Origin of the sequence: Micromonospora sp. NPDC005206, from assembly GCF_040608175.1 — a bacterium.
In the GTDB taxonomy this organism is placed as follows: domain Bacteria; phylum Actinomycetota; class Actinomycetes; order Mycobacteriales; family Micromonosporaceae; genus Micromonospora.
The window spans coordinates 375,739-388,170 of the sequence record NZ_JBEXHU010000005.1 but is presented as its reverse complement, the minus strand read 5'-3'; the positions used below and the strand labels follow the sequence as shown (position 1 = coordinate 388,170).

Genomic DNA, 12,432 nt, shown 5'->3' with positions numbered 1-12,432 from the left:
TCCACCAGATGAAAGCGCTGGGCCGGGGCGCGGCGATCAACCGGCCCGGCCGGACGCGCCCCGACGGTGCCGGCCGGCGACGGCGGACCCGCCGTTGCCCCGCCGGCCGGTCGCGGCGGGTCCGGTGGTCGCGTTGCGGCGCGGCGCGGCGGGCGGCCCCGGCACGGGACGCGGCTCGTGCGGCGGCGCCGGGACGGGTCGCGGGTTCAGCGGCGGCGTCGGCACCGGACGCGGGGCGGCGGGTGCCGGCGGAGGCGGCGCGGGTTCGGCCGGCGCGGCCGCCGACAGCGGGGCCGGCGCGTCCGCCGACGGTGTGGCCGCCGACAGCGGGGCCGGCGCGGGCGCCGACGGTACGGGAGCCGCCTGGACGGCCAGCGCGGGGATCCCGAGCGGCTCCGCCGGCGGGCTGTCGGCGGGCGGGGTCAGGCGGGAGGTGACCGGGACCCGGGCCACGCCGACCACGATGGGCGGGGCGAGCAGGTCCACCAGGTGGGCGGGAAGGTCGGGACGAACCACCGGCCAGCGGGAGTCGTCGACCGACCAGTAGGCCGCGCCGGAAGTCTCGATCACCCCCTGCCGGGTCAGTTGATCGTCACCGGACGCACGGTGCTTGGCCATCGGGATTGCCTCCACGAGCTGCGGGGTGCGGCCCTGCGGGTCGCTGCGGCGGACACCGAGGGAAACGAGGCCGCCCGTCCACCGGTGACGCCGTGACCGTTCCCGGCCCCGGCGGCGCACCCGGCGTCCGACGCGACGCGCCCCCGCCCGGGCAACCGACGGTGTCCGGAACGGGGGCGCGTGGTGGTCGTGGATCAGTCGAAGATCGGGCCCTGCTCGCGGGTGCGCTTGAGCTCGTAGAAGCCCGGGGTGCCGGCGACCAGCAGTACGCCGTCCCAGAGCCGGCCGGCAGCCTCCCCCTTCGGCGCGGGCGTGATCACCGGGCCGAAGAACGCGACCTGGCCACCGTCCGGGCCGGGTGCGTGGATCACCGGGGTGCCCACGTCCTGCCCGACCGGCCGCATACCGGCCTCGTGGCTGGCCCGCAGCGCCGCGTCGTGCTCGGTGCCGCCGGCCACCTCGGCCAACGACGGGTCCAGGCCGGCGTCGGTCAGCGCGGCGGCGAACAGCTCCGGCCCGAGCTGCTCCTTGCCGAGGTGGATCCGGGTGCCCAGCGCCGTGTAGAGCTTGCGGACGGCATCCGAGCCGTAGCGCTCCTCCACGGCGATGCAGACCCGCACTGGACCCCAGCCGCTCTTCATCAGCTCCTGGTACTGCTCGGGCAGGTCCCGGCCCTCGTTGAGCACCGACAGGCTCATCACGTGGAAACGGATGTCCACGTCCCGGACCTGCTCGACCTCCAACAGCCAGCGGGAGGTGATCCACGCCCACGGGCAGATCGGATCGAACCACATGTCCACGGCGACACGTTCGGTCACGGTGAGGTCCCTTCGCGACAGGTGGCGCCGGCGATCCGGCGTCTCCACGAATCTTCACCCCGGGCCGCGCCGGCTGGCACCCGAATCAGAGCGTGACCTCGGCCACCGGCGGCTGCCGGTACGTGGAAGACTCGGATCCGGACCGGCCGCCACGAGCGGTCGGCGGACGGGCGCCGCCGGGCGTACGGCGAGACGTGGGATGGAGACGAACAGTGCCGGGAGTGCGCAACCTGACGCAGGTGGAGGCGACCGAGCGGGCCCGCCTGCTCGACGTTACGGGGTACGACATCAGTCTGGACCTGTCGACGGCCGTGCTGGCGGCCGACGGCCGCACGTTCCGGTCGACGACCGAGGTCCGGTTCCGCTGTGCCGAGCCGGGCGCGAGCACGTTCATCGAGGTGGCCGCCGACGCGGTGCGTTCCGCCACCTTGAACGGCGCTCCGGTCGACCTGTCCGACTGGTCGGCCGAGAAGGGCCTGACCCTGTCCGGGCTGGACAGCGAGAACACCCTGGTGGTCGACGCCGACTTCGGCTATTCCAACAGTGGTCAGGGGCTGCACCGCACGGTCGACCCGGTGGACGGCGAGACGTACCTCTACAGCCAGTTCGAAACGGCCGACGCGCAGCGGGTCTTCGCCTGCTTCGACCAGCCGGACCTGAAGAGCGTGTACACCTGGCACGCCACCGTGCCGGCGCACTGGCGGGCGGTGTCCAACATGCCGGTGCAGCGCGAGGAGCCGGCGGGTGAGGGGCTCAAGACGCTGCACTTCACCGAGTCGCCCCGGATGAGCACCTACATCACGGCGATGTGCGCCGGGCCGTACCACGAGGTGCGCGACACCCACGACGGCATCGACCTGGGCGCGTTCTGCCGGGCGTCGATGGCGCCCTACCTCGACACGGACGACCTGTTCCTGATCACCAAGCAGGGCTTCGACTTCTTCCACGAGAAGTTCGGGGTGCGCTACCCGCTGCCGAAGTACGACCAGCTCTGGGTGCCCGACTTCAACGCCGGCGCGATGGAGAACTTCGGCTGCGTGACGCACGCCGAGTCGCACTACCTGTTCCGCTCGCAGGTCACCGACTTCGAGTACGAGCAGCGCGCCAACACGATCCTGCACGAGATGGCCCACATGTGGTTCGGCGACCTGGTCACCATGCGCTGGTGGAACGACCTGTGGCTGAACGAGTCGTTCGCCGAGTGGGCCAGCCACTGGTGCAACACCAACGCCACCCGCTTCACCGAGGCGTGGACGACGTTCCTGTCCATCCGGAAGAACTGGGGCTACCGGCAGGACCAGCTCTCCTCCACCCACCCGGTCTACACCGAGATGCCGGACATGGAGGCCGTGGAGGTCAACTTCGACGGCATCACCTACGCCAAGGGCGCGAGCGTGCTCAAGCAGCTCGTCGCGTACGTGGGTGAGGAGCCGTTCGTGGCCGGGCTGCGGGCATACTTTGGCAAGCACGCCTGGGGCAACGCCACCTTCGACGACCTGCTCACCGAGCTGGAGGCGGCCTCGGGCCGGGAGCTGCGCAAGTTCGCCGCGCAGTGGCTGGAGACCGCGCAGGTCAACACGCTGCGCCCGGAGGTGACGATCGGCGCGGACGGCACGTACCAGCAGGTCGTCGTCCGGCAGGAGGCGCCGGCCGCGTACCCGACGATGCGGACGCACCGGATCGGCGTGGGCCTGTACGACCTGACCGACGGGCGGCTGGTCCGCCGCGAGCGGCACGAGGTGGACGTGACCGGCGAGCGCACCGACCTCGCCGAGCTGCGCGGCGTCCGGGCGGCCGACGTGCTGCTGCTCAACGACGACGACCTGAGCTACACCAAGCTGCGCCTCGACGACCGGTCGATGGCCACGGTGGTGCAGCACATCGGTGGCTTCGAGTCGTCGCTGGCCCGGGCGTTGTGCTGGACCGCGGCGTGGGACATGACCCGCGACGCGGAGCTGGCGGCCCGCGACTACGTGGCGCTGGTGGTCAGCGGGCTGCCCGCCGAGACCGACATCAACCTGGTCACCGCCACCCTGCGGCAGGCGACCACCACCCTCACCCTGTACGCCGACCCCGCCTGGGCGCCGACCGGCTGGGCCGAGCTGGCCCGCACCGCGAGGGACGCGCTCGCGGCGGCCGAGGCGGGCAGCGGGTTCCAGCTGGCCTGGGCCCGGGCGTACGCCTCGGCGGCCCGCTCCGAGGAGGACCTGGCCACCCTGCGCGGCTGGATGGACGGCTCCGGCGCGCCGGCCGGGCTGACCGTGGACACCGAGCTGCGGTGGACGGTGCTCGGCGCGCTGGTGGCCAACGGCGCGGCCGGCGCCGCCGAGGTCGAGGCGGAGCTGGCCGGTGACCGCACCGCCAGTGGCGAGCGGGAGGCCGCGTACGCGCACGCGCTGGTGCCGACCGCGGAGAACAAGACCGCCGTGTGGGCGCTGCTGACCGGCCCGGACGCGCTGCCCAACTGGCGGCACCGGGCGCTGTTGCAGGGCTTCGCCCACCCGGCGCAGGTGGAGCTGGTCGCCCCGTACCGGGAGCGGTACTTCGCGGCGGTCGGCCAGGTGTGGGCCACCCGGGACAGCGAGCCGGCGCAGGAGTTCGCCCAGCTGGCGTACCCGACCTACCTGGTGGAGGACGACACGGTGGCGGCCACCGACGCGTGGCTGGCCGGCGACGGGCACCCCGGCCCGCTGCGCCGGCTGGTCGCCGAGGGCCGCGACGGCGTCGTGCGGGCGCTCAAGGCCCGAGCGAAGGACGCCCAGGGCGCCTGATCGGCCGTATCCGACCGAGGGGTCGGCGTGGGCGGCAGCCCGCGCCGGCCCCTCGGCGTGAAACCAGCCCGCACAGAGCGAAGCCCGGCCCGCTGAAAGCGGGCCGGGCTTTCTCGTATGAGGAAGGGCTCAGCCCTTGCCGGCGTGGCTGGCGAGCTGGTCGAGGCCGTTGATGATGCCGCCGGCCAGGTCGCCCCCGCTGAACGCGCCGACCATGGAGAGCGCGGCCAGCTTGGCGTACGTGTCGGGGATGCGCTTGCGGGAGTGCCGTCCGGTGACGATCTCCAGCTGCCGCTGGTTGGGCGACACCGCGATCAGCACCGACTTGTCGGGGTTGGCGAGCTGGCGGTGCAGCCGCTGGGCGTGCTCCCGGACCGGCTCGTCGAGGCCGCCGACGAAGACCGAGAAGACCAGGCCGGTGCCCTGGTCGGCCAGGCGTAGCGCCTCGTCGATGCGCAGCAACTGACGGGTCGAGAACGGCCCGTCCAGCACCTCGGGCGGATTTACCGTCCCGGCCTGCTCCTCACCAACGGTCACTTGCGCCTCCGGTTCCACCGGCCGGCGCCTCAACGCTGGCCTGCTCAAGCTTGTGGCTGGTCAGCGCGGGCGCCTGCGCGCCCGCAGTCAGCGCGGTGCCGGCCGAGTCGGCCAGCTGCTCCGGGCGGCCAAGGAACCAGACCGGAGTGAAGTCGAAGGGTCGGCCCGGGCGGTAGCGCTTGGAGCCACCACCACCACCGGTACCACCGCCGCGGCCGCCGGCGTACGCCAGGCCGGCGATCACCAGCACTGCGGCCGCCGGGATGCCGACGAAGACCAGCAACGTCTCGGTAACAGACAATCCCAACGCCCCCAGGCGGAAGAAGGACCTCGAACAACCGGGTCGGATGAACGATCATGATGGCGATCGGCCGACTCCGTCGCCATTCACGTTAGCGGAGTCGACGGCCCGCCAGATTGCGGGGTGCCGATCCCATTGGTCACACCAGTTCTCCAGTTGCGCAGCGGCCGCGATGAGTCGCGCGTCGTCGCCGTACCGGCCGGTGAGCAGCACCCCGACGGGCAGGCCGTCGGTGGTCGTGCCCAGCGGCAGGGACACGGAGGGATCGCCGGTGACGTTGAAGATGGCGCAGTAGGGCGAAAAGCGGCGTTGCCGGTCGAAATCGGCCGCCGGGTCGCCGTCCGCGGTGAACCAGCCGACGGGTGCCTGCGGTGTGGCCAGGGTGGGACAGAGCAGCAGATCGCAGCCTGCGGTGCGGCGGGCGCCCAGGCGTACCTGGGCCTGCAACTCGCCGAGGGTGGCGGCCAGGGCGCCGGCGGAGACCTCGGCACCCCGGGCTCGCAGCAGCCGGGTCAGCGGCAGCAGCTCCGACTCCCGCTGCGGTGGCACCGGGGCCAGCGCCAGCACGTACCAGATGACTTCGAACAGCGGCCACGCCTCCGGCCCGAGCGGCGCCGGCACCTCGACCACCTCGTGGCCTGCGGCGGTGAGCAGCGCGGCCGCCCGGTCCACGGCGGCCACGCAGTCGGGGTGCACCGGCTCGTCGGCGAGCATCGGGGTGGTGAACCGGCCGATCCGCAGTCGGCCGGGCTCGGCCCGGCGGGCGGCGGCCAGGTAACCGCCGGGCGGCGCGGCCGGCGGCAGGTAGGGCTCACCGGGCACCGGCACGGCCATGACGTCGAGTAGTGCGGCGACGTCGGTGACGGTCCGGCCGAGCGGCCCGCTGGTGGGCAGGCCGAAAGCGCCGGAGCCGAGCGGCCCGCCGGAGACCAGGCCGCGGCTGGGTTTGTAGCCGACCAGGCCGCAGAGCGACGCCGGGATGCGCAGCGAGCCGCCGCCGTCGGAGCCCTGGGCGACCGGGACCAGCCCGGCCGCGACCGCCGCCGCCGCGCCGCCGCTGGAGCCGCCGGCGGTGTACGCGAGCTGCCACGGATTGCGGGCCGGCGGCGCGACCCGGCCCTCCGAGTAGAGCGAGCAGCCCAGCTCGGAGGTGGTCGTCTTGCCCAGGCTCACCAGCCCGGCGGCCTTGATGAACCGGACCACGTCGGCGTCGACCGGCGGGACGAAGTCGACGAAGGCAGCCGACCCGAAGGTGGTGCGGACCCCGGCGGTCAGAGTCAGGTCCTTGATCGCGGTCGGTACGCCGTGCAGCGGGCCACGTCCCTCGGCGGGCACGGCGTCGGCCGCGCGGGCGGCCTCCCGGGCCAGTTCCGGAGTGACCGTGACGAACGCGCCCACGGTGTCGCCGATCGCCGCCACCCGGCGCAGGTGGTGCTCGACCAGGTCCCCGCTGGACAGCTCGCCGCGCGCCACGGCGGCGGCCTGCTCCAACGCGGTCAGGTCGTGCATGTCGGCCATGCCGTCATCCTGCCGGCCGCCGGCCTCCGGTGCACTCGTCACGCGCCGACGATCGGCAACCGGCCGCCGCCGCTCTCGCCGCCGCGCCCTTGGTCGCCGTACAGCCGCTCGTCGCGGGTGCCCGCCCGGTTCCCGCTCGATTGCTCCGCCGCTGCCGCCGGACCGCCGACAGTCCTTCAGACAGCCTTTGCACTGCTTCAACGCACGCAACAAGGGAGCGTCCGATATCCGGACGGTCGGTGTTGCGTGGAGTGAAGCAGAGCAAAGGCTGTCGAGGGGGTGGGTAAGGCCGCCACCGTCGTTGGGAAGGCCGCCACCGCGGGGGGCGAGCCAGCAAGCAAGGGCGACCGCGCTCAGCCGTGCAGGAAGCGCAGGGCGTTGGTGGCGAGGACCTTGTCGCGCTGCTCGGCGGTGAGGAAGTCGGCCGCGCGGACCACCGCGCCGGCCGGCCGCTCGCCCAACGGGTACGGATAGTCGCTGCCGACCAGCACGCGGTCCTCTCCCATGGTGTCGACCAGCAGGCGCAGCGCGGGCGGCGCGAAGACCACCGAGTCGACGCTGAACCGGTCGACGTAGCTGCTCGGCGGAGCTGCCGACGCGCCACGGACCAGGTCGCCACGGCGGTGCCAGGCGTTGTCGGCGCGGCCGAGCCAGAACGGGAAGCTGCCGCCGCCGTGCGCGAAGCAGAGCCGCAACGTCTCCGGCACCCGGTCGAAGACGCCGCCCAGGATCATCGCCAACACCGACAGGTGCGTCTCGGCGGGCATCCCGGTGAGCCAGCGGGCCATCCACCGGTCCAGGCGGGGGCCGCCCGGCATGTCCCACGGATGGACGAAGACCGGCGCCCCCACCTCAGCGCAGTGCTGGAGGAAGGTGACCACGCCGGCGTCGTCCAGGTCCCGGTCGCCGACGTGGTTGCCGATCTCCACGCCGACGTGCCCGGCGGCCAGGCAGCGGTCCAGTTCGGCGCAGGCGGCGTCCGGGTCCTGCAACGGCACCTGGCAGAACGGCACCAACCGGTCGCCGCCGCCCGCGGTGACCTCCAGGGTCAGGTCGTTGAAGATCCGGGCGACCTTCACGGCCTGATCGGCGGGGCGGTCGTAGCTGAAGAAGACCGGTGTCGGCGAGACGACCTGCACGTCCACGCCGTCCGCGTCCATGTCGGCCAGTCGGCTCGCCGCATCCCAACACTCGGCGCCGACCGGCCGGAACTCCGACTCCCCCACCATGATCATCGCGGCCCGCTCGGAGTCGACCCGCAGCCAGGGCCAGCCGGACCCGCCGCACGCGGCGCCGAGGTCCGGCCATCCCTTCGGTACGACGTGCGTGTGCACGTCGACCACGCCTGCGGGCATCAGCCCTTGCCCGGGTGCAGCGTGCCGCAGTTGGCGCAGGTACGCGCGGCCTCATCGGCGTAGAACGCCTGGAACACCGGCGGCAGATCGGCGGCGATGTCCCGGACCTGCAACTCGACCTCGTGCACCTTGTGCCCGCACTCCGGGCAGTACCACTGGAACGTCTCCAGCGTGCCCTCCTCGCGGACCCGCTCGACCACGACACCGATCGAACCGGCCTCCGGCCGCTGCGGCGAGTGCGGGGTGTTCCGCGGCAGCATCCACATCTGCCCCTCGCGCACGTGCACCGTGCGCGGCCCCTCGGGGCTCATGAGGTTGATGTGCATGTTGCCCTTGACCTGGTAGAAGAACTCCTCGTACGGGTCCACGTGGAAGTCGGTGCGCTGGTTGGGCCCGCCCACCACCATCACGATGAAGTCGTCCCCGCCGGGGAACATCTCCTTGTTGCCGACCGGCGGCTTCAACAGGTGCTGGTTGTCCGCGATCCATCCCGGAAAACTGAACGGCTCGGCGATCTCACTCACGACTGACCTCCCGAGGGAAGAAGGGCCACGGCCTGAATCTCGATGAGCAGGTGCGGGTGGGGCAACTGGTGCACCGCCACCGTCGTGCGGGTCGGCCCGGACGCGTCGAAGAACTCCGCCCACACCTCGTTGTAACCACCGAAGTCGTTCATGCTGACCAGGTACGACGTCACCTGGACGAGGTCGGCCAGGTCGGCGCCGACCGAGCGCAGCAGATCCCGGACGTTCTCGACGACCGCGCGCGTCTGCACCCGGATGTCGAGGTTCGTCGTCCCGAACTCGTCCACCTCGACACCGGCGAACGAGTTGTCCGCCCGCCGGGACGACGTACCGGAGACGAAGACGAACCCGCCCGCGACCTTGACGTGCGGAAACGCCCCCCGCGGTGTGGCCTTTCCGGCCACCACCCGCGCCCCGCCGCTCATGCCGACGCCTTCAACGACGCCGTGCCGAGCTTCTCCACCACGGCCCGCACGTGCGCACCCGGACGCAGCGGCACCGCGGCGGTGGCGGCGCCGGCCAGGAAGACCCACCCGGACTGCAGGCGCACGCCGTGCCGGCCGGCCAGCCGGATGCCCTCGTCGAGCGCCCGACGCGGATCGCCGAGGATCGCCGCCGTCGAGCCGACCTGAACGACCCGCCCGTCGACCTCCAGCAACACGCCGAGGTTGTCCAACCCGTCCGGCACCGGCGACCACGGCCCGATGACGAACGCCGCGGCCGAGGTGTTGTCTGCGATCACGTCCGGCAGGGAGAACCGGAAGTCGGCGTACCGGGAGTCGATCAGCTCGATCGCCGGGGCGACCGCGCGGACCGCCGAGGCGAAGTCGCCGACCTGCTCGCCCGGCTCGGGCAGCCGGTCCAGCAGGAACGCCACCTCCGGCTCGACCCGGGGGTGGATGTACGCGGCCGGGTCGACGACGCCGCCGTCGGGCACCCGCATCGCGTCGGTGAGCCGCCCCCAGATCACCTCGTCCACGCCGACCTGCGCCATCTTCGCCTTGCTGGTCAGACCCATCTTCAGCCCGACCAGCCGCTCACCCCGGTCCAGTCGGCGCTGCACCAGCGCCGCCTGCACGCCGTACGCGCTCGGCACGTCCAGCCCCACCTCCGCGGCGAGCTGTGGAATGGCGGTGGCGGTGTCCGCCGCCGCGCCGAGTTTCGCCGCGACGCCCACGGTGTCCACGCCGATCATTGCGCCACCTTCTTCTCGCGCTGACCCACCAGGTCCAGCGCCACGTCCACGATCATGTCCTCCTGGCCGCCGACCATCCGTCGCCGTCCCAGCTCGACCAGGATCGAACGGACGTCGACGCCGTACTTCGCCGAGGCCCGTTCGGCGTGCCGCAGGAAGCTGGAGTAGACCCCGGCGTACCCCAGGGAGAGCGTCTCCCGGTCCACCTGGACCGGCCGGTCCTGCAGCGGACGGACCAGGTCGTCGGCGGCGTCCATCAGCGCGAACACGTCGCAGCCGTGCCGCCAGCCGTGCAGCTCGGCGACCGCGACGAAGACCTCCAGCGGGGCGTTGCCGGCGCCGGCGCCCATCCCGGCCAGTGAGGCGTCCACCCGCACGGTCCGACCGTGCGCCGCGTCGGCGTCGGCCGGGGCGGACCCGGTGACCCGGCCGTGCTCGACGGCGAGCACGCTGTTGGCCACCCCGAGGGACAGGTTGTGGTGGGCGTGGATGCCGATCTGCGTCTCCGGCTCCAGCACCTGCCGGTACGCGTCGACGCGCTGCGCCACGTCGGACATCAGCAGCCGGCCACCCGAGTCGGTGACGTAGACGCAGTGCGCGCCGTACGACTCCATCAGCTTGGCCTGCCCGGCCAGCCCGGCCGGGTCGTTCATGTGCGACATCATCAGGAACCCGGCCACGTCCATGCCGTTCTCCCGCGCCCAGGAGATGTGCTGGGCGGAGATGTCGGCCTCCGTGCAGTGGGTTGCGATGCGGACGCTGGTCACCCCGAGGGCCTTCGCCGCCTTCAGGTCGGCGATGGTGCCGATGCCCGGCAGCAGCAGGGTCGTCAGCTTCGCCGTGGTCAGCACCTCGGCGGCAGCGGAGATCCACTCGGCGTCGCTGGCCGCGCCGTGGCCGTAGTTGACGCTGGAGCCGGCGAGCCCGTCGCCGTGCGCCACCTCGATAGCGGCCACCCCGGCGGCGTCCAGCGCGGCGGCGATGGCGCGCACCTGGTCGACCGTGTACCGGTGGGCAATGGCGTGCATGCCGTCGCGCAGCGTCACGTCCTGGATGTACAGGGCCGTCATCGGGCGATCACCTCACGCAGCGCGACCAGCCGCTCCGCGGTACGCAGCGCGGCGGAGGTCATGATGTCCAGATTGCCGGCGTACGCCGGCAGGTAGTGCCCGGCGCCGGAGACCTCCAGGAAGACCGACACCTGCAGGGCGGTGAGCTGACGCCCGAGCGTCGGCAGGTACGCCTCCACCCGGTCGAACTGCACGTCCTGCTTGAGGCGGTAGCCGGGGACGTACTCCTGCACGGTCGCCACCATGTCGGCCACCCCGGCGGCGATGGCGGCGGTGTCGGCGTCGGCGTCCGGGCAGAGGCAGTAGACGGTGTCGCGCATCAGCAGCGGCGGGTCCGCCGGGTTCAGCACGATGATCGCCTTGCCCCGTTCGGCGCCGCCGACCACCTCGATGGCCCGGGCCGTCGTCTCGGTGAACTCGTCGATGTTGGCCCGGGTGCCCGGCCCGGCCGAGCGGGACGCGATCGACGCGACGATCTCCCCGTACGCCACCGGGGTGACCCGGCGCACCGCGGCGACGATCGGCACGGTCGCCTGCCCGCCGCAGGTCACCATGTTCACGTTCGGCTCGTGCAGGTGCTCGTCGAGGTTGACCGGCGGCACCACGTACGGGCCGAGCGCGGCGGGGGTCAGGTCGACCACCGTGCGGCCGTGCGCGCGCAGCACCTCGTCGTGTCGCCGGTGCGCGCCGGCCGACGTGGCGTCGAAGACCAGCTCGACGTCGGCGAACTCCGGCATCGCGACCAGCCCGTCCACGCCCTCGGCGGTGGTGGCCACGCCGAGCCGGCGGGCCCGTGCCAGGCCGTCGGAGGCCGGATCGATGCCGGCCATCGCCACCATCCGCAGCTGGCTGCTGAGCCGCAGCACCTTGATCATCAGGTCGGTGCCGATGTTTCCGGAACCGAGCACCGCCACACCGGTCGTCACTGACCACCCTCCTTGCTGAAACACGTCCGCACCGAGCCCAGCCCGGAGATCCGCGCCTCGTACGCGGCCCCCGGAGTGACCGGAACCATCGGGCCGAGGGCCCCGGAGAGCACCACGTCCCCGGCGCGCAGCGGGTCACCCGCGCGAGCCAGCGTGCCGGCCAGCCAGTGCAGGGCGTGCAGCGGGTTGCCCAGGCAGGCCGCGCCGGCGCCCACCGAGACCGGCTCACCGGCGTGCTCCAGCACCATCCCGCAGAGCCGCAGGTCGAGGTCGGCGAGCCGGCGCGGCGTGGTGCCGAGCACGAAGAGCCCGCTGGAGGCGTTGTCGGCGACCGTGTCCACGATGGAGATGTCCCAGGCGGCGATCCGTGAGTCGACGATCTCGATCGCCGGCAGCACGTGGTCGACGGCGCGGACCAGGTCGACCGTGGTGATCCGCGGCTCCGGTAGATCCTTGCCGAGCACGAACGCGACCTCCGCCTCGACCCGCGGCTGGAGCAGCCGGTCGATGGCCACCTCGGCGCCGTCGGCGACGGCCATCGCGTCGGTCAGCATGCCGAAGTCCGGTTGGAAGACCCCGAAGCTCTCCTGCACCGCCCGGGAGGTAAGCCCGATCTTCGCGCCGACCCGGCGCTCGCCCTGACCCTGCCAGGCCCGCGCCTGGAGCTGCTGCACGCGGTACGCCGACTCGACGTCGCCCTCCGTCAGCAGCCGGCCGCGCAGGGGTGGGCACGGCTTGCCGGTGGTGCGGGCCTCGGCCAGCTCCCGGTTGGCGGCCTCGATGTCAGCTTTCATGCCCG

At 72.9% G+C, this 12,432-nt stretch carries 13 protein-coding genes; 1 reads left to right on the top strand and 12 read right to left on the bottom strand.

Annotation, left to right across the window (positions count from 1 at the left end; genetic code table 11):
• Window positions 1-36: 36 nt before the first annotated feature.
• Together ABZU69_RS09965 and ABZU69_RS09960 are read right to left on the bottom strand one after the other, a co-directional pair.
• A complete protein-coding gene (locus tag ABZU69_RS09965; protein WP_354963987.1) occupies window positions 37-618 on the bottom strand; it encodes a hypothetical protein in 582 nt (193 codons plus the stop codon).
• A 194-nt stretch (window positions 619-812) separates the two neighbouring features.
• Complete coding sequence (locus ABZU69_RS09960; protein ID WP_354963986.1) at window positions 813-1,436, bottom strand: disulfide bond formation protein DsbA; 624 nt, start codon at window positions 1,434-1,436, stop codon at window positions 813-815.
• Between the two features lie 221 nt (window positions 1,437-1,657).
• On the opposite strand from ABZU69_RS09960, the gene pepN reads away from it, so the two are divergent.
• Window positions 1,658-4,207, top strand: coding sequence for an aminopeptidase N (gene pepN / locus ABZU69_RS09955; protein WP_354963985.1), 2,550 nt, complete (start codon window positions 1,658-1,660; stop codon window positions 4,205-4,207).
• A gap of 129 nt (window positions 4,208-4,336) precedes the next feature.
• Here the strand turns inward: pepN and ABZU69_RS09950 are convergent, their stop codons facing one another.
• The 10 genes from ABZU69_RS09950 to ABZU69_RS09905 form a co-directional block, all read right to left on the bottom strand.
• The gene (locus ABZU69_RS09950) at window positions 4,337-4,744 is read right to left on the bottom strand and encodes a DUF5130 family protein (RefSeq protein ID WP_354963984.1); all 408 of its coding nucleotides are present in this window, start codon (window positions 4,742-4,744) and stop codon (window positions 4,337-4,339) included.
• The gene (locus tag ABZU69_RS09945; protein WP_354964029.1) at window positions 4,731-5,027 is read right to left on the bottom strand and encodes a hypothetical protein; all 297 of its coding nucleotides are present in this window, start codon (window positions 5,025-5,027) and stop codon (window positions 4,731-4,733) included. The genes ABZU69_RS09950 and ABZU69_RS09945 overlap by 14 nt, the downstream gene beginning before the upstream one ends.
• A 72-nt stretch (window positions 5,028-5,099) precedes the next feature.
• Window positions 5,100-6,563 (bottom strand): amidase, encoded by a 1,464-nt coding sequence (locus tag ABZU69_RS09940; RefSeq protein WP_354964028.1) that lies wholly within the window; start codon window positions 6,561-6,563, stop codon window positions 5,100-5,102.
• Window positions 6,564-6,916: 353 nt separating this feature from the next.
• Window positions 6,917-7,918: an amidohydrolase family protein gene (locus ABZU69_RS09935; RefSeq protein ID WP_354963983.1), complete on the bottom strand. Its 1,002-nt coding sequence runs from the start codon at window positions 7,916-7,918 to the stop codon at window positions 6,917-6,919.
• Complete coding sequence (locus ABZU69_RS09930; protein ID WP_354963982.1) at window positions 7,918-8,442, bottom strand: 3-hydroxyanthranilate 3,4-dioxygenase; 525 nt, start codon at window positions 8,440-8,442, stop codon at window positions 7,918-7,920. The genes ABZU69_RS09935 and ABZU69_RS09930 overlap by 1 nt, the downstream gene beginning before the upstream one ends.
• Window positions 8,439-8,867, bottom strand: a complete 429-nt coding sequence (locus ABZU69_RS09925) for a RidA family protein (protein ID WP_354963981.1) — start codon at window positions 8,865-8,867, stop codon at window positions 8,439-8,441. Before ABZU69_RS09925 ends, ABZU69_RS09930 begins: the two co-directional genes overlap by 4 nt.
• Window positions 8,864-9,637 (bottom strand): fumarylacetoacetate hydrolase family protein, encoded by a 774-nt coding sequence (locus ABZU69_RS09920; protein WP_354963980.1) that lies wholly within the window; start codon window positions 9,635-9,637, stop codon window positions 8,864-8,866. The genes ABZU69_RS09925 and ABZU69_RS09920 overlap by 4 nt, the downstream gene beginning before the upstream one ends.
• Entirely contained in the window at window positions 9,634-10,707 is a 1,074-nt protein-coding gene (gene dmpG, locus ABZU69_RS09915) for a 4-hydroxy-2-oxovalerate aldolase (RefSeq protein WP_354963979.1), read from the bottom strand. Before dmpG ends, ABZU69_RS09920 begins: the two co-directional genes overlap by 4 nt.
• A complete protein-coding gene (locus ABZU69_RS09910) occupies window positions 10,704-11,633 on the bottom strand; it encodes an acetaldehyde dehydrogenase (acetylating) (protein ID WP_354963978.1) in 930 nt (309 codons plus the stop codon). The genes dmpG and ABZU69_RS09910 overlap by 4 nt, the downstream gene beginning before the upstream one ends.
• Window positions 11,630-12,427 (bottom strand): fumarylacetoacetate hydrolase family protein, encoded by a 798-nt coding sequence (locus ABZU69_RS09905; protein WP_354963977.1) that lies wholly within the window; start codon window positions 12,425-12,427, stop codon window positions 11,630-11,632. The genes ABZU69_RS09910 and ABZU69_RS09905 overlap by 4 nt, the downstream gene beginning before the upstream one ends.
• Window positions 12,428-12,432 lie beyond the last annotated feature (5 nt).